General features: G+C 48.4%; 10 protein-coding genes. 7 read left to right on the top strand and 3 right to left on the bottom strand.

From position 1 onward, the window contains the following. From DWZ67_RS19255 to DWZ67_RS19220, 7 genes are all read left to right on the top strand, one after another. On the top strand, positions 1-3,012 hold a 3,012-nt coding region (locus DWZ67_RS19255; RefSeq protein ID WP_243635191.1), incomplete at its 5' end, for a SusC/RagA family TonB-linked outer membrane protein. A 25-nt stretch (positions 3,013-3,037) separates the two neighbouring features. Beyond that, positions 3,038-4,666, top strand: coding sequence for a RagB/SusD family nutrient uptake outer membrane protein (locus DWZ67_RS19250; protein ID WP_225982625.1), 1,629 nt, complete (start codon positions 3,038-3,040; stop codon positions 4,664-4,666). Positions 4,667-4,697: 31 nt separating this feature from the next. Beyond that, complete coding sequence (locus DWZ67_RS19245; RefSeq protein ID WP_009037208.1) at positions 4,698-5,474, top strand: hypothetical protein; 777 nt, start codon at positions 4,698-4,700, stop codon at positions 5,472-5,474. Positions 5,475-5,661: 187 nt separating this feature from the next. Continuing rightward, positions 5,662-6,918, top strand: a complete 1,257-nt coding sequence (hflX, locus tag DWZ67_RS19240; protein WP_009037207.1) for a GTPase HflX — start codon at positions 5,662-5,664, stop codon at positions 6,916-6,918. Positions 6,919-7,026: 108 nt separating this feature from the next. Then, positions 7,027-9,018, top strand: a complete 1,992-nt coding sequence (locus DWZ67_RS19235; protein WP_165852494.1) for a DUF4954 family protein — start codon at positions 7,027-7,029, stop codon at positions 9,016-9,018. 132 nt (positions 9,019-9,150) lie between these two features. Then, a complete protein-coding gene (locus DWZ67_RS19230; protein WP_005824254.1) occupies positions 9,151-10,791 on the top strand; it encodes a fumarate hydratase in 1,641 nt (546 codons plus the stop codon). 371 nt (positions 10,792-11,162) lie between these two features. After that, positions 11,163-12,320, top strand: coding sequence for an acyltransferase (locus DWZ67_RS19220; protein WP_009037205.1), 1,158 nt, complete (start codon positions 11,163-11,165; stop codon positions 12,318-12,320). 47 nt (positions 12,321-12,367) lie between these two features. On the opposite strand, the gene DWZ67_RS19215 is transcribed toward DWZ67_RS19220, so the two are convergent. From DWZ67_RS19215 to DWZ67_RS19205, 3 genes are read right to left on the bottom strand one after another with little or no spacing between them, the layout of a single operon-like run. Next, positions 12,368-14,008 carry an amino acid permease gene (locus tag DWZ67_RS19215; RefSeq protein WP_044467866.1) on the bottom strand — a complete coding sequence of 547 codons (1,641 nt, stop codon included), beginning with the start codon at positions 14,006-14,008 and terminating at the stop codon, positions 12,368-12,370. A 48-nt stretch (positions 14,009-14,056) separates the two neighbouring features. Continuing rightward, a complete protein-coding gene (locus DWZ67_RS19210) occupies positions 14,057-15,382 on the bottom strand; it encodes a TolC family protein (RefSeq protein ID WP_022402284.1) in 1,326 nt (441 codons plus the stop codon). After that, positions 15,379-18,411 carry an efflux RND transporter permease subunit gene (locus DWZ67_RS19205; RefSeq protein WP_016274175.1) on the bottom strand — a complete coding sequence of 1,011 codons (3,033 nt, stop codon included), beginning with the start codon at positions 18,409-18,411 and terminating at the stop codon, positions 15,379-15,381. The genes DWZ67_RS19210 and DWZ67_RS19205 overlap by 4 nt, the downstream gene beginning before the upstream one ends. Between the last annotated feature and the right edge of the window lie 11 nt (positions 18,412-18,422).

The raw sequence follows: 18,422 nt of genomic DNA, 5'->3' as shown, positions 1-18,422 counted from the left end.
AGTTCCGCGAAAACTCTGGTGATTTCTTATATTGGTATGCAGACCCAAGAAGTGGCAATAAAACCCAGCTTAAAAGTGGTGATGAAGTCTGATACTGAGATGCTTGATGAGGTAATGGTGGTTGCTTTCGGTACAGCAAAGAAGTCTGCATTTACGGGTTCGGCTAAGGTGGTTGGTACCGAAAAGCTGGAGCAGTCGCAAGTGACGAATGTTACTGATGCCTTGGCAGGTGCTGTGCCGGGTGTGACACTGACTTCCAATGACGGTGCTCCGGGTTCAAAGTCATCCATCAAGATTCGTGGTTTTAGCTCAATCAATGCAAAGAATGACCCTCTGATTATTGTGGACGGCGCTCCTTATAGCGGTGATATTAATAATATCAATCCTAACGACGTTGAGTCAATGACAGTATTGAAGGATGCGGCTTCCAATGCTCTTTACGGTGCTCGTGGTGCTAATGGTGTAATTATCATCACTACCAAAAGGGCCAATATGTCGGGAGAGGCTAAGGTGACTTTTGATGCTAAGTGGGGTGCTAACACTCGAGCGTTGCAGAAATATGAAGTGATTGACAATCCTGGCATGTACTACGAGATGCATTATCGTGCCATGAACAATTATTATAAGTCAACGGGAATGAATGACCAAGCTGCATGGCTTGAGGCAAACAAGAATCTGTTTGGCTCCAACGGTGGATTGGGATACAATGTATATACAGTTCCCGATGGGCAATTCCTCATTGGTCAGAACGGTAAACTTAATCCCAACGCCACATTGGGTAGAGTTGTGAATTATAAAGGACGTGACTATCTGCTGACTCCGGATGATTGGGAAGATGTGGGAATGCGTACCGGTCTGCGTCAGGAATACAACTTCTCGGTGAGCGCAGCCAATGAAAAGTCTTCTTTCTATGTTTCTTTAGGTTATCTTGGAAATGAGGGTATCACTGAAGGCTCTGACCTGAAACGTTTGACAGGCCGTTTGAAAGCCGACTATCAGGCAAAGAAGTGGTTGAAGATTGGTGGTAATATGGGATATGCACGTTTTGATTCCAACTCGTTGAGTAACAATGGTACCAGTTCGTCTACCGGTAATATATGGGCGTTTGTTACCCAAATGGCTCCCATCTATCCCGCCTACGTGCGCAATGCTGACGGCAGCATCATGGTGGATAATAATGGTATTGGAATGATGGACTACGGTAGTGGTATTAATGCAGGTATGCAGCGTCCTTTCATTGCTGATGCCAACCCTATTCTAGACAATAAACTAAATACCAGAAACTCTGAAGGAAATGCCATTAACGGCAACGCCTTTGTAGATATAACTCCTATAGAAGGCTTGAAGGTGACATTCAATGGTGCTTTCAACTTGGATGAGACACGTCATAGTTACGTTTACAATCCTTACTACGGGCAGTTCGACTCCACTGGCGGTACAGTGAGTAAGTATCATACACGTACTTACGATTACAACCTGCAACAACTTGTTTCTTATGCCCGTTCGTTTGGCGACAATAACTTCGATATTCTTTTAGGTCACGAATATTATGATTATCGCTACTATGAACTTGGGGCCAGCAAGTCGCAGATGTTCTCTCAAGGCAATAAGGAATTGGATGGTGCCATTATCGACGGACAAGGTGCTTCTTCCTATAAAGAGCGTCGTAACAATGAAGGTTTCTTCGGCCGTTTGCAATACAATTATGACGAACGCATCTTCGGCTCGGCTTCTTTGCGTCGTGATGCTTCCAGCCGTTTCCATCCGGACCATCGCTGGGGTACATTCTGGTCGGTAGGCGGTGCGTGGCTTATCAACAAAGAAAGCTGGTTTGATGCTTCATGGGTGCAGGAACTGAAGCTGAAGGCTTCTATTGGTTCACAAGGTAATGACAATATCGGTGACTTCCTCTATACGGATAGATTTAACATTATCAACTCTAACAACAGCCTTGGTACTTCATTTAAATCTAAGGGCACTAAAGACATCACTTGGGAAACCAACACTAACTTCAATATCGGTGCAGAGTTCCAGTTGTGGAACCGTGTAACCGGTAGCATCGAGTACTACAGACGTAAGACTTCGGATATGTTGTTCTCATTTACCGTGGCTCCATCATTGGGTTATGCTTCCTATATGGACAACGTTGGTAACATGGTCAATAGTGGTGTGGAAATGGACTTCAATGTGAATATCTTCGATACACGTAACTTTACGTGGGATGTGAATGTGAACATTTCAACCTTGAAGAACCGTATTACGATGCTTGATCCTGATAAGTTGATTACTACTGAGTATACAGCTGATGGAAAAGGATATAAGGGCTATTCTAACGGAAGCTTCTTCATTGGTGAGGATTTGTCTATGTTTACATGGCGCTTGAAGGAGTATGCCGGAGTGAATGAAAAGGGTGAGTCTTTGTTCTATAAGAATGTCAAGGACGAGGCCGGCAATATCACCGGACGTGAAACGACTACGAATCATGCTCAGGCTGACTATTACATCACAGAGGAAAGCTCAATACCTAAGGTGTATGGTGGTTTCGGTACCAAACTGAAAGTATATGGCGTGGACTTCGGCATAAACTTCACTTACCAGATTGGTGGTAAGCAATATGATGGTACGTATGCTTACTTTATGTCGTCACCTTATGGTACGGCTGGTTACAACTACCATAAGGATTTGCTGAACTCATGGACTCCTGAGAACACAAATACTAATATCCCTCGTTTCCAGATGAACGACCAATATTCAGGGGCAATGTCTACGCGCTTCTTGACAAATGCAAGCTTCTTGAATATCCAGAATATTAATGTGGGCTACACGTTACCTTCCAAGTGGACAAGAAAGTTGGCCATCAACTCATTGCGCGTGTATATGTCGGCAGAAAATGTTTTCTATTGGTCTAAACGTAAAGGGTTCGACCCACGTCAGTCATACGACGAGACAACCAATGCTACTTTCTATTCACCGATGCGTACCATCTCCGGTGGTGTGTCATTTGAGTTCTAAACCTAATATATAGATTACAATGATTATGAAGAAGAATATATTCAAACTATTTTCGGTTATGGTCGTATCGGCCACGGTATTGACCGGCTGTATAGAAGAGGTTTTTCCCGAAGATTCTACAGCGACCTCCGATCAGATTGGTGCATCGGCAACAGCGATTGAGGCTTCGCTTAATGGCTTGCCATCGCAAATGGTACAAGGCTATCTAGTGTACGGTAAGCAAACACATGAGACCGACCTTGCTTATCCCTCATTGATGTTGGCCCAGACAGAACTGCTGGGTGATGTCGTGGCTACGGATTACGGATATGACTGGTGGTGGCGCTTCAATGCCAATAATGGTATGAACGACACCGGCTATTATTCATATTTGCCTTACTTCACCCTATATAAGTTCGTTAAATCGGCCAATGACGTGATTGCGGCCGTTGATGTGACTGATCCCACAATTACCGATGAAATGCGTGGGCTTGGAAGTATAGCCCATGCTTTCCGTGCATTGGACTATTATACGCTGATGGTACTTTTCGAACCGGTAGAAAACATCTATACCGATTGTAGCAAGGTACTGGGGCTGACGGTGCCCATCGTGACTGAGGCAACAACTAACGACATTGCGAAGAGCAATCCGCGTGCAACCCACGAAGAATTGGTGAATTTCATTCTTGCCGACCTTGACAAGGCAGAGATAGGTCTGGAGTCTTATACACCTGTCAGTAAGAACTTCCCTGACTTGGCGGTCGTATATGGTCTGAAGGCCAAAGTATATATGTGGGATGGTCAGTTTGCTAAAGCTGCCGAGTATGCCCGCAAGGCTATTGATAAGTCGGGAGCAACACCTATGAGCGAATCACAGTGGCATAATCCCACTACCGGTTTCAATACGGCTACTTCTGCATGGATGTGGTACCTTCACCCCACGGCTTCCAATATGGGTAATCTTGCTAATTTCATTGGTCACATTTCCAATGAAGCGGATTGGGGATATGCTTCTTTGTCTAAGCTCCAGATGGCACGTTCACTTTATGACGCGATTCCTGCTACCGATTTCCGCAAATATTCTTACCTTGACCCGGACAGAAGTACTTACGCTTACCAGTCAGTGAGAGGCAATGCATGGCTGGATGAACAACCGGATTATATGTCATTGAAGTTCCGCCCCGTGGGTGGTGACTATAACACTTATTCTGTGGGTGCGGCTGCAGATATTCCCGTGATGCGTGTGGAAGAGATGTATCTCATAGAGGCTGAAGCAGTAGGTGCCAGCCAGAATGTGGCAGCAGGCGTACAGTTGTTGAATAACTTTATGAAGCAGTACCGCCAGAGCAATTACAATTTCAGTACGGGTGATTTGCGTAATTTCCAACTTGAGGTGTTGAAACAGATGCGTATCGAGTTCTGGGGTGAGGGAATCGCATTCCCCACGGCTAAACGTCTGAAACCGGATGTCATTCAGAATTATGAGGGTACCAACTTTATAGAAGATATCTTCAAGATAAACTGTAAAGGTGTGAAGCCCAACTGGACATTGATGATTCCTAAGACCGAGGTCGATTCAAATACTGCCCTTCAGGGAATGAACAATCCGGACCCGTCCGGTGCTATTGCTAAACGTCCTACTCCGATAGGGGAGTTTGCACCGGGTAACAATTAACCAATGAACTAACTTTTAATAGAATTTGTATATGAATAAGATATTCAATAAATTGTTTTTGGGCTTGGCCGTATGCGGTTTGGCTATGACGGCTTGTTCAGACGGTGTGGAGTGGGAGCCTTCTCCGGTTCCTACCGAGGGTGTACAAGCTTATATTTATACTGATAACACTGATTTGACTTATTATCCGAATGATGAACAGGTTTTTGTGGTCAAAATCGGCCGTCAGAAAACAGATGCGGCTGCATCTATTCGCTTGACTACAGATGCGGAGAACGTAACAGTGCCGACAACGGTTGATTTTGCTGCCGGTGAAGCACTCAAAGAAGTAAAGATTGCGTTTGACATAGCTGTGGGTACTACTGCATCTTATACTATTACCATTCCTGAAGAAGATTCCTACGTTTATGGTTCACCTAAGGTGACGGTCAATATAAAGCGTGACTATACTTGGCTCAATATAGGTACAGGCTACTATGCATCTCAATTATTTGGCGAGGGTTGGGATCAACCTGTGCTGAAGGCTAAAGAGGCTAATATCTATAAACTGGAAGATTGCATTACGAAAGGATATCCCATCATGTTTACGCTAAGCGATGACAATCAAGAACTGATAGGTTGGGATCCTCAACCTACTGGTTATGACAAGACGGATTATGGTATGCTATACTTTGCAGCAGCAGGTATGGAGCGTAAAGGAAACGTGTTGTCTTTCCCGATGCAGGGCTTAGTAGTGCTTGACGGTGGTAAATGGGGAGTACTGTATCAGGGATTCACGGAAACGCTGGAGATGCCGGAAGGGTTTTGATTATCCTGGCAATTAGATAATATGTAATTTGAAATGGCATGTAAGATGAAGTTCGACTTCATTTTACATGCCATTTTTCTATTGTGTCTGTTTTTATTTTATTCCGCTTTTTAAGGCGCTTCCGCCAAAATTATTTATATTTGCTGCCCGAACCAACAATACATATATATAATAAGGTATAGAAACTATGAAAGAATTTGTAATTTCCGAAGTGCAGGCAGAAACAGCGGTATTGGTAGGTCTCATCACTAAAACGCAGGATGAGCGAAAGACGAACGAATACCTGGACGAGCTGGCATTCTTGGCTGAGACAGCCGGGGCGGAAGTAGTGAAGCGGTTTACCCAAAAGCTGGATGCAGCGCATTCCGTGACTTATGTCGGCAAGGGCAAGCTGGAAGAAATTAAAGAGTATATCCGGAATGAAGAAGAAGCCGAACGCGAAATCGGCATGGTGATTTTTGATGATGAACTCTCCGCCAAGCAGATACGCAATATAGAAGCTGAACTCAAAATCAAGATACTGGACCGTACGTCCCTGATTCTCGATATCTTTGCCATGCGTGCCCAGACTGCCAATGCAAAAACGCAGGTGGAGCTGGCGCAGTATAAGTACATGCTCCCCCGTCTGCAACGTTTGTGGACCCACTTGGAACGCCAGGGTGGTGGCTCCGGTGCCGGTGGAGGTAAAGGTTCCGTGGGACTTCGCGGTCCGGGTGAAACGCAGCTGGAAATGGACCGCCGTATCATCTTGAACCGTATGTCATTGTTGAAGGAGCGTTTGGCTGAGATTGACAAGCAGAAGTCTACCCAGCGGAAGAACCGCGGACGCTTGATTCGTGTGGCATTGGTGGGATATACCAATGTAGGAAAATCCACATTGATGACTTTGCTTTCGAAAAGTGAAGTCTTTGCAGAGAATAAGCTGTTTGCCACGTTGGATACTACGGTGCGTAAGGTGATTATTGAGAACCTGCCGTTCCTGCTATCCGATACGGTGGGCTTTATCCGTAAATTGCCGACGGATTTGGTAGACTCCTTCAAGTCTACTCTGGATGAGGTACGCGAGGCGGACTTGCTGTTGCATATCGTAGACATCTCTCATCCGGATTTTGAAGAACAGATAGAAGTTGTGAACAAGACGTTGGCAGATATCGGTGCCGCCGGTAAGCCCATGATTCTTGTATTCAATAAGATAGACGCTTATACTTATATAGAGAAAGCGGCTGACGACCTTACCCCCAGAACCAAGGAAAACTTGACACTCGAAGAACTGATGAAGACGTGGATGGCTAAGATGGAGGATAACTGCCTCTTTATTTCTGCTCGCGAAAAAATCAATATGGAGGAACTGAAGAGTGTAGTTTATCAGCGTGTGAAGGAATTGCACGTGCAGAAGTACCCCTATAATGACTTTCTTTATCAGACCTACGAAGAAGAAGTTTAATTTTAGTTATGAGTTATAAGTTATGAGTTATTTGCTGGCAGCGGTTTGAATCGGTAGTGCCGGCAAAGGCAATAACTTATAACTCATAACTCATAACTCGTTATAAGGATGAATTACAGAAGACTGACCGAAGATGAAATTCTCCGGTTGAAGAGCCAGTCATGTCTGGCTGATGATTGGGGGAAAGTAACCGTTGCAGAAGAGTTCTCAACGGAATTTGTGCATCATACCCGTTTTTCGGGTGAGGTGTGTTTGGGAGTGTTCCATTCAGAATTTATGTTGCCGGGAGGAATCAGGAAGCATTCCGGTTTGCGGCATGTGACGCTGCATAATGTAACGGTGGGAGATAACTGTTGCATTGAGAATATCCAGAACTACATTGCCAATTATGAAATAGGGCATGACACCTTCATTGAGAATGTGGATATTATTCTGGTAGACGGTGTGTCGAAGTTCGGTAACGGGGTAGAAGTGTCTGTCCTGAATGAGACGGGAGGCCGTGAGGTGCTGATTAATGATAAACTCTCCGCACACCAAGCCTATATTCTGGCGCTTTACCGCCATCGCCCGGAGCTGATTGCACGGATGAAGGAAATCACGGATTTTTATTCCAACAAACATGCTTCTGCTGTAGGAAGCATCGGGAACCATGTAATGATATTGAACACCGGTTCCATAAAGAATGTGCGCATCGGTGATTATTGCCGCATCTGTGGTACATGCCGTCTGTATAACGGAAGCATCAACAGCAACGAGGTGGCGCCGGTACACATCGGGCATGGGGTGATTTGTGATGATTTCATCATCTCTACCGGGTCTCATGTAGATGACGGAGCTATGCTGAGCCGCTGCTTCGTGGGGCAGGCATGCAAGTTGGGACACAACTACTCTGCCTCGGATTCTTTGTTTTTCAGCAACTGTCAGGGAGAGAACGGGGAGGCGTGCGCTATTTTTGCCGGACCTTATACGGTGACACACCATAAATCCACGTTGCTGATTGCCGGTATGTTTTCCTTTATGAATGCCGGTTCGGGGTCCAATCAGAGCAACCATATGTATAAGTTAGGGCCTATCCATCAAGGCACTTTGGAGCGTGGTGCCAAGACGACTTCCGATTCGTACATCTTGTGGCCTGCAAGGGTGGGAGCGTTCTCCTTGGTAATGGGGCGCCATGTCAACCATTCTGATACTTCGAACCTGCCGTTCTCTTACTTGATAGAGCAGAATAATACGACTTATCTCGTGCCCGGTGTCAACCTGCGTAGTGTGGGTACTATCCGCGATGCCCAGAAGTGGCCGAAACGTGACGGGCGTACCGACCCGAACAAACTGGATTACATCAACTATAATCTTCTCAGCCCCTACACGGTGCAGAAGATGTTCAAGGGACGGGAGACGTTGCAGAATCTGCGTCATGCCAGTGGCGAGCTTTCGGATATCTATTCTTTCCATAGTGCGAAGATACGTAACTCGGCTTTGGTGAAAGGTATCCGCTTCTATGAAATAGCCATTCATAAGTTCCTCGGAAACTCTGTCATCAAGCGCTTGGAAGGCATTGACTTCCGGAGCAATGAAGAAATACGTGCCCGTTTGAAGCCCGATACTGCCATTGGCAGCGGCGAATGGGTGGATATTTCCGGATTGATAGCCCCAAAGAGTGAGATAGATGCGCTGATAGACGGTATTGAGTCCGGCAAAGTCAATCGCTTGAAGTCTATCAATGCCGAGTTTGAGAAGATGCACAGCAACTACTACACCTACGAATGGACCTGGGCGTATGAGAAGTTGGAGGAGTTCTATGGTATCAGGCCGGAAGGTATGACGGCGGAAGACGTCATACATATTGTCGAAAAATGGAAAGAAGCAGTAGTTGGCCTCGACCGCATGGTGTATGAGGATGCCAAGAAAGAATTTTCACTGGCTTCCATGACGGGCTTTGGAGCCGATGGCTCACGCTTGGAAAAGGAACTCGACTTTGAGCAGGTACGCGGCGATTTTGAAAGCAATCCGTTTGTAATGGCTGTACTGAAACACATTGAGGTGAAGACGGCGCTGGGCGATGAACTGATAGGGCGGATGCAGCGGGTGTCAGAAAATTAATTATGATTTGTTGCGTTTTTACTCTAATTAAAGAATTATTTCAATAATAGTTTTTACCTTTGCTCGGTAAAGGCGGTTTTGTGCTGTCTTTGCTACCCGAATCACTTTTAAACATTAAATATACGAGTAATTATGGCAACAACACCTCCGTTCAAGTATCAACCCATGTTCGAGAAGGGAAAAGATACTACTGAGTATTATCTGCTTACGAAAGATTACGTGTCAGTAAGCGAGTTTGAAGGAAAACCTATCTTGAAGATTGAAAAAGAAGGTTTGACGGCAATGGCCAATGCGGCTTTCCGTGATGTATCGTTCATGTTGCGTCGTTCGCACAACGAGCAGGTTGCTAAGATTCTGAGTGACCCCGAGGCAAGCGACAACGATAAATACGTGGCACTCACCTTCCTGCGCAATGCAGAGGTAGCATCCAAGGGGGTACTTCCTTTCTGCCAGGATACGGGTACGGCAATCATCCATGGTGAGAAGGGACAACAAGTATGGACCGGCTACTGTGATGAAGAAGCTCTCTCACTGGGTGTTTACAAGACTTATACCGAAGAGAACCTGCGCTATTCGCAGAATGCTCCCCTCACCATGTACGATGAGGTGAATACGAAGTGCAACCTCCCCGCACAGATTGACATTGAAGCTACGGAAGGTATGGAGTACGAGTTCCTCTGCGTAACCAAGGGTGGTGGCTCTGCCAACAAGACTTATCTCTACCAGGAGACAAAGGCTATCCTCAACCCCGAAACATTGGTTCCCTTCCTTATCTCAAAAATCAAGACTTTGGGTACGGCAGCTTGTCCTCCCTATCACATCGCATTCGTTATCGGCGGTACCTCTGCCGAAAAGAACTTGCTGACTGTGAAACTGGCTTCCACTCACTTCTACGATAACCTGCCTACTACCGGCAATGAGTTCGGCCGCGCTTTCCGCGATGTGGAACTGGAGAAGCTGGTACTGGAAGAAGCTCATAAGATTGGCCTCGGAGCTCAGTTCGGCGGCAAGTATCTGGCTCACGACATCCGCATCATCCGCCTGCCGCGTCACGGTGCGTCCTGCCCCGTGGGTCTGGGTGTTTCCTGCTCTGCCGACCGTAACATCAAGTGTAAAATCAATAAAGAAGGTATCTGGATTGAAAAGCTCGACAGCAATCCGGGTGAACTGATTCCCGAAGAACTCCGTAAGGCCGGTGAAGGCGACGTGGTGAAGATTGACTTGAACCAGCCGATGGCCGATATTCTGAAGGAACTGACCAAGTATCCGGTTTCCACCCGTTTGTCTCTGAATGGAACCATTATCGTAGGCCGTGACATCGCACACGCCAAGCTGAAAGAACGTCTGGACCGTGGCGAAGACCTGCCGCAGTACATCAAAGACCATCCCATCTACTACGCCGGTCCTGCCAAGACTCCTCAAGGCATGGCTTGCGGCTCCATGGGCCCGACTACTGCCGGACGTATGGACCCGTATGTAGACCTCTTCCAAAGCCACGGCGGCAGCATGATTATGCTTGCCAAAGGTAACCGCAGCCAGCAAGTGACAGATGCCTGCCAAAAGTATGGCGGTTTCTACTTGGGCTCTATCGGTGGTCCTGCCGCTATCTTGGCACAGAACAACATCAAGAGCATTGAGTGCGTGGAATATCCCGAACTCGGTATGGAAGCTATCTGGAAGATTGAGGTGGAGAACTTCCCTGCATTCATCTTGGTGGACGATAAGGGCAACGACTTCTTCAAGCAACTGAAGCCCTGGAATTGCAGCAAGTAAAACAGAAGCCTTTTAGAAAGGCATAATATAAGGAAAGCCGTAACGGAGAAAATCTTGTTACGGCTTTTTTGTTTTGTAGAGGAAAACAAAGTGTTTCGCGGCATAGAACACTCTGTTTCATCAAGCAAAACAAACTGTTCCTTTATGTTGAAACAAATTGTTTCAATAGGAAGAAACAAACTGTTCTTTCATGTTGGAACAAAGTGTTCTTCCCTATTGGAACACTCTGTTCTGCCTTGATAAAACAGATTGTTCTCTATAGGAGAATAAAACTGAAACTCGTTTGTTGTCGTATTTTTGTTATATTCTCCTTTTCATTTCTCGGTTAACTTCTTTATCTTTAGCCCTCCAAACAACCAATTTAATAAAACATGGAACCAACTCTTACACGACAAACTCCGGCACAACACATCGTATGGCTGGATGTGGTACGCCTTGTTGCAATGTTTACAGTAGTTTGCTGCCATTGCACAGACCCTTTTAACTTCTATCCGGGCACATCGCCCGACATTGTTGACATCAAGTTCTGGGGAGCTGTCTACGGTGCGGCGCTCCGTCCTTGCGTACCGCTTTTTGTAATGATTACCGGTGCATTGCTGTTGCCGGTACGGGGTGACGCCTCGGCATTCTACAAGAAACGTATCCCCCGCGTATTCTTTCCTTTCCTCATCTGGTCTGTGATTTACAATCTGTTCCCCTGGATAACGGGACTGCTGGGAGTGGAGCCGAAAGTGATTCTGGATTTCTTCCCTTATTCGGGTGAGGAAGTGATGCGCCAGTCTCTGGCAGTGAGCCTGGGATATATTGCAGAAATGCCTTTTAATTTCTCTCTATTGGATGTACACATGTGGTATATCTATCTGCTGATAGGGCTTTATCTCTATCTTCCGATATTCTCGGCATGGGTGGAGAAGGCCTCGGAACGTGCCAAACTATGGTTTCTTGCAGCATGGGGAGTGACACTGCTGCTGCCTTATTATACCGAGTTTGCCGCTCCGTACCTTTGGGGGACTTGCTCGTGGAACTCGTTCGGTATGCTGTATTACTTTGCCGGTTTTAACGGCTACCTATTGTTGGGCCATTATCTGAGGAACCATAACTGGACGGGCCGGCAACTCTGTGGCATCGGCATTCCCATGTTTGCCATTGGCTATGCCGTAACATTCCTTGGTTTCCGTCGTATGACCTCCTTGCCGGATTTTACGGATGAGATGCTCGAACTCTTCTTCACCTACTGTTCGCTGAATGTAGTAATGATGACCATCCCCGTGTTTATGCTTTGCAAGCGGGCCAATTTCCGTTCGGAGCGCATCAAGAAAGCATTGGCAAACTTGACGCTCTGTGGTTTTGGAGTCTATATGATACACTATTTCTTTACCGGACCGAGCGTAGTCCTGATGCGTGCTATCCATGTTCCTATCTATCTTCAGATACCTTGTGCCGCAGTCGTCGCTTTCTGTACTTCCTGGTTTCTGGTGGCAATGGCATACCGTTGTTTCGGGAAACGGACCAAGTGGGTGCTGGGGTAGTTTGGATGAAAGATTGTTTATCTTTAAAGGAGGAGATTTAGGGCTTATTATCTCCTCCAGATTCTCCACATATAGTAAGCGCAGTGCGTGAATGCGAAAACAAACGAGATAATCAGCAGCACTTTGCTTTCTCCCCATCCCACAGTCTGTTGGTGCCACAGTCCGGTGATGACACAAAGAACGGCAAGGATAAGTCCAATCATGTTCAAGGTCACCTGCCCGTGGCGGGTGTCGCCTCCATGCTCCAGCTTACTGTGCTTCATGCCGTAGCCCACGTAGATGTCCAGACCGATGAGCATCCACAGCACCAGGCGTATCCATGTATCGGCAGGAAGGAACAACATCATGCAAAGGCAAGTAAGAATACCCAGTATGGGGATAAGTGGAACAAGTGGGGTTTTAAAGGAACGGGGCACGTCAGGCATGGTTCTGCGTACTACCAGTACAGCGGCACAGACCAGCGTGAAGGCCATCAGCGTGCCGATGCTTGTCATCTCCCCGGCCAGCCGTGCGGGTACAAAAGCTGCCAGCAGGCCCACAAGTACCATGAAGAGCAGGTTGCTGCGTGCCGGAGTACGGAACTTTTCGTTGATATGCGAGAAGAAAGGAGGCAGCAGCCCGTCGTGGCTCATGCTCAGGAATACGCGGCTCTGTCCCAGCAGCGTCACCATGATGACGGAGCAATATCCGAACAGAATGGACAGCACGATGGCACGGTTCAGCCAGGGATAGTCCGGCTGGATGATACCTGCAGCATCAGCCTGCCCCATGTGCTCTATGGCTATGGCAACGGGAGCAATGCCTTGCTGTCCGCTGAAGGCGGTGTAGTGTGCCACTCCCGTCATGACGTGGGCAAAAACCATATAGAGCACGGTGCATACCAGCAGGGAGACCAGAATGCCGATAGGCATGTTCCGCTTCGGGTTCTTCGTCTCTTGGGCAGCTGTGCTTACGGCGTCGAACCCGAGGAAAGCGAAGAATACGATGGCTGCCCCTCGCAGGATGCCGGAGAAGCCATATTCGCCCAGCACGCCCGTATTGGCAGGGATGTAAGGTGTATAGTTGTCGGTATTGATGTATTTCCAGCCGAGTATGACAAAAATCAGTATGACGGAAACCTTCAGGAATACAATGAAGCCGTTGAAGATGGAGCTGCCTTCCGTACCCCGTATCAGGAAGAGGCTCATCAGCACGACGATAAGGAAGGCGGGGATATTTACGACTCCACCATCCCAGGGACAGGCGGTGAGGACTTGCGGTAGATGTATGTCCAGTCCCTCGAGAAAGACGACCAGATAGCGGCTCCAACTGATGCTTACCGTGGTTGCGGCTACGGTGTATTCCAATACCAGGTCCCACCCGATAATCCAGGCGATGAGTTCGCCCATCGTGGCATACGAGTAGGTGTATGCGCTGCCGGCTACGGGTATCATGGATGCAAATTCCGCATAACATAGTCCGGCGAAGCAGCATCCCAGTGCGGCAATGGCAAAGGACAGTGTGATGGCCGGTCCCGTATAGCCTGCCGCCACCGTTCCGGTGATGGAGAATAGACCCGCTCCGATGATGACTCCCACGCCCAGGGCAACAAGGCTCCACGGACCAAGTACACGTTTCAATGTTTTCTTTCCGGAGGCATTCGCCTCCGCTTGCAGTGCCTCGAATGGCTTTCTGATGAATAATCCCATTGTGCTTTAATTCTGATAAATCGGGCGTAAAGGTACGGATTATATTGCTTATTCCATATAGCGCGCTACTTTTCCACTGATTTGCAGTAGGGAGATTTCACATAATTTGGTATCATATTCCGCGGAGAGAATACGTTCTTCTGCATCCAGCAGACTCTTTTGGGCTTCGCGCATCTCGATTCCCGAGAGGTTGCCCAGCATATATCGTTCCATGGCAATCTCGTGGTTCTCCTTGGCAGCCACAAGGTTCTGGCGTTCCAGGTTCAGCATTTGCAGGTTGTTTTGGTAGGCCTGCCATAGGTTGCTGAGGTCGGCGCGCAGGGCTTGCTCCAGTTGCTCCCGTTCCAGGCGAGCGTTCTGCACGGCAATGCGGGCATTCTTGCGTTCGCGGCGCCGGTTGCCGTCGAACAGATTGAAGCCGACCGTGACGCCGAAGTTCAGACCGAGGTTGCTGCGGCGGCTGTTGGCAGAGATGTCATACTTGTTGAGGGTGTAGCCGTATCCGCCGTTCATCTTCACGTATGGGTAGTCGCGCGAGCAGACTTTCTTGTAGTCCAGACGGGCCAGGGTATTGTTCTGTTCGGCACGTAGCAGTGAGGCGTTGATGGTGAGGGTGGCGTTCCACAGCTCCTCGAAGTTCAGGGAGGCGGTCACGTTGATGAGGCTGTCTTGTATGATAAACGGCTGGTCTACATCTTTGTTTGCCATGAGTTCGTTCAGCTGGATACGTGAGGTGTGCAGCAGTTCCTGCTGTTTCATGTATTGGGCACTGTCGGCATTGAAGTCCACTTTGGCCTGCTGGTAGTCCAGGCGCGAGAAGTTACCGATGTGGTAACGCTCTTCCACAATGCGCAGGCGCTCTTTGGATAGCGATACGGCATAACGGAAGTTCTTCAAGCGGATTTTTTGCTGCACATAGTTATAGTATTCGGCGGCTATGTTGGCTATCAGGTCCTCGATGGCGATGCGCGTATTGGTCTCGCCTTGGCGTTCCAGCTCCTTGAGCCGTTGGTAGTTGGCGGTAATGTTGAAACCGTCGAAGATGGTCCAGTTCAGGTTGATGCCTGCATCGAGAGTTTGGTCAAACACTCCGTTGTCCTTGGTTGTCTCTCCGGTGGCTCGGGCTTTGGTCTCGGTATTGTCTATGGTTCCCTTGTAGCCGGCGGAGAGGCCCAGTGTGGGCAGGTAGCCCGCATTGCCCAGTGTGGCGTTGTTCTTGCTGACCTGCTCTTCATTGCGGACAATGCGCAGGGAATAGTTGTTCAGCAATCCCTGCTCCAGGCAGGACTTCAAGGTGTAGGTAGGCGCAGGCTGTGCATAAAGGCCCAGCGCTGTGCAGGCAGTGGCTATGAAAATTAAAACAATGCGTTTCATTCGGTCTTCAGTTTACTTCGGTTCGTTGATACATAACTATATATGGCAGGCACGATGTACATCGTCAGCAGTGTGGAGATGAGCATGCCGCCTACGACGGCAGTACCCATGGCGATGCGCTGGTTGCAGCCTTCGCCGGTGGCGTAGGCAAGCGGTATCAATCCCAGGATGGTGGAGGCACTCGTCATCAGGATGGGGCGCAGACGTTGCAGGGAGGCGTCCTTGATGGCTCGCATCTTGTCTTCACCCGCTTCCTGCTTCTGATTGGCAAATTCCACAATCAGGATACCGTTCTTTGCTACCAGACCAATCAGCATGATGATGCCAATCTGGCTGAATATATTCATCGTGATGTCTCCGAAATACATGAATACCAGCGCGCCGGCAATGGCGAGAGGCACCGTCAGCATGATAATCAGCGGGTCTTTGAAGCTCTCGAACTGGGCGGCCAGAATCAGGTAAATCAGCACGATGGCAAGGATGAAGGCGAACATCAGACTGGAGGAGCTTTCGCGATACTCCTTGGAGTCTCCGGTCAGTGCGGTACGGAAGGTCTCGTCCAGTGTCTCCTTGGCAATCTTGTCCATTTCGTCCAGTCCTTGCCCGATGGTCTTCCCGTCGGCAAGCCCCGCGGAGATGGTGGCGGACACGAAACGGTTGTAACGGTACAGTTTCGGAGGGGCGATACCGCCGGTCAGCTCTATCAGGTTGTCCAGCTGCACCATGTTCCCGTTGTCGCTTCGGATATAGATACCTTTCAGGTCGGCGGGCTTGTTGCGTTGCTGGCGGTTGATTTCGCCCAATATCTCGTATTGCTTTCCGTTCATGTAGAAGTAGCCCATACGCTGTCCGCTCAAGCCGTATTGCAGAGTTTGGGCAATGTTCTTGGTGCTTACGCCCATGATACTCGCCTTGTCACGGTTGATGTTGATGCGCGCTTCAGGCTTGCTGAACTTCAGGTTTACGTCTGCCATCTGGAATACCGGATTTTCGTAGACCTTCGTCATGAACTTGGGGAGCACCTCCTGCAATTTCTCGATATTAGTTGCCTGCAATACATACTGCACGGGCATACCGCCGCGCCGTCCTCCGAATGAGGAGGACTGCTGTACGAAAGAGCGTGCCATGGTCTTTTTCTGCACTGCCTTCGACAACTTTTCGGCAACTTCCATCTGGGTATAGTCACGGTCTTTCATGTCTTTCAGTGTGATACGTACGTTACCGCTACCACTGGACACACGCGCTGTTACCGCTTCTGCATCCGGGATAATGGAGTCCACCAGATGATTGATGTCTTCGGTATAGTCGCGGATATATTCGTAAGTCACTCCTTCGGCACCCATTGTATTGATACTGATTTGCGAACGGTCCTCCAATGGCGCCATTTCAGCCGGGATAGTATTCCAAAGGACTCCGATAAGCAGGATGGTGACGATGGTGAAGGGCAGGGCAATCCAGCGCCGTTTCAGGAAGGCGGCCAGTGACTGGCTGTATACCCGGTTCATCCCTTCGAAGAAAGGTTCGGTCTTGCGATAGAACCAGCTCTGCTGTTCCCTTTTGATTAAAAGTTTGGTGGCAAGCATCGGCGTAAAAGTCAATGCGGCGAAGGAGGAGATAATCACCGAACCGGAGACCACGATACTGAATTCGCGGAACAGTCGTCCTGTCGTACCGTCCATGAATACAATAGGGAAGAATACCGCCACCAGCGTAATGGTAGTGGAGATGACGGCAAAGAAAATCTCCTTGGCTCCTTCTATGCCGGCTTCTTTCGGTGGCATCCCTTTCTCGATGCGGACATAAATGTTCTCCGTCATCACGATGGCGTCGTCCACCACCAAGCCCACGGCAAGCACCACGGCAAGCATGGAGAGCACATTGATGGAGAAACCGGCCAGATACATGACGAAGAAAGCTCCAATCAGCGAAACGGGGATTACAATACATGGCACAAGCGTCACACGCCAATCGCGCAAGAAGAGGAAAATGATGATGATAACCAGTACAAAGGCCTCATACACCGTCTGCTTCACCTCGTCGATAGAAGCGCGGATAAACTTGGTATTGTCAAAACCGTAGTTGTAATGAACATCTTCGGGAAGGTCTTTCTTCATCTTCTCCATGCGGTCATATACGGCGTTGGCTATTTCAATGTGGTTGGCACCCGGCTGCGGAATTACTACGACACCTACCATGGGCACACCGTTCATCTTCATATAACTTTTGATGTCGGCTGGTCCCAGTTCGGCACGTCCAATGTCGCTGAAGCGGACAATACGGTTACCGTCTTCCTTCAGGATAAGATTGTTGAACTCTTCGGCTGTATGCATCAGACCCAACGTACGGATGGTGAGCTCGGTAGTGTTTCCTTCGATACTTCCGGAAGGGAGCTCTACGTTTTCGTTGTCCACCGCATTCTTTACATCCAGAGGAGTGATTCCATAGCCGGACATCTTGATGGGGTCCAGCCAAAGCCGCATGGAATAGCGCTTTTCTCCCCAGATACTTACACTACTTACATCTGAAATAGTCTGAAGCTGCTCCTTGACAGTCAGGTCGGCTATTTCACTGAGCTCCAGTAGGGAACGTTTGTCACTTTGGAGGGCAACCATCAGGATAGGGGTGGCGTCCGCATCGGCTTTTGATACGGTAGGAGGGTCACAGTCACGAGGCAGATAGCGCTGTGCACGCGACACTTTATCACGTACGTCGTTGGCGGCGGTTTCCAGGTCAACGGAAAGCTCAAACTCTACTGTAATGCGTGATGAGCCTTGCTGGCTGACACTGGAGAGGGAGCGTATGCCGGGAATACCGTTGATGTTCTGCTCCAGAGGCTCCGTTATCTGGTTCTCGATGACATCGGCGTTGGCACCCGGATAGGAGCAGGATACTGATATGATAGGATTGTCTACAGACGGGTACTCGCGTACACCCAGATAATTGTAGCCGATGAAGCCAAACAGCAGGATTATCAGGGTAAGTACTGTCGAGAGTACCGGTCGCCGTATACTTAATTCGGATATATTCATTCTTTACAATT

The organism is Bacteroides sp. AF34-31BH (assembly GCF_003602795.1).
GTDB classification, from domain to species: Bacteria; Bacteroidota; Bacteroidia; order Bacteroidales; family Bacteroidaceae; genus Bacteroides; species Bacteroides uniformis.
This window is presented reverse-complemented; position numbering and strand designations above follow the sequence as displayed.

Bases quoted from the DNA above. Each gene is read 5' to 3' on its own strand.
- DWZ67_RS19220 (WP_009037205.1), top strand. From the start codon at position 11,163: ATGGAACCAACTCTTACACGACAAACTCCGGCACAACACATCGTATGG.
- DWZ67_RS19235 (WP_165852494.1), top strand. From the start codon at position 7,027: ATGAATTACAGAAGACTGACCGAAGATGAAATTCTCCGGTTGAAGAGC.
- DWZ67_RS19210 (WP_022402284.1), bottom strand. From the start codon at position 15,382: ATGAAACGCATTGTTTTAATTTTCATAGCCACTGCCTGCACAGCGCTG.
- DWZ67_RS19230 (WP_005824254.1), top strand. From the start codon at position 9,151: ATGGCAACAACACCTCCGTTCAAGTATCAACCCATGTTCGAGAAGGGA.
- DWZ67_RS19245 (WP_009037208.1), top strand. From the start codon at position 4,698: ATGAATAAGATATTCAATAAATTGTTTTTGGGCTTGGCCGTATGCGGT.
- hflX (WP_009037207.1), top strand. From the start codon at position 5,662: ATGAAAGAATTTGTAATTTCCGAAGTGCAGGCAGAAACAGCGGTATTG.
- DWZ67_RS19250 (WP_225982625.1), top strand. From the start codon at position 3,038: ATGAAGAAGAATATATTCAAACTATTTTCGGTTATGGTCGTATCGGCC.
- DWZ67_RS19215 (WP_044467866.1), bottom strand. From the start codon at position 14,008: ATGGGATTATTCATCAGAAAGCCATTCGAGGCACTGCAAGCGGAGGCG.
- DWZ67_RS19205 (WP_016274175.1), bottom strand. From the start codon at position 18,411: ATGAATATATCCGAATTAAGTATACGGCGACCGGTACTCTCGACAGTA.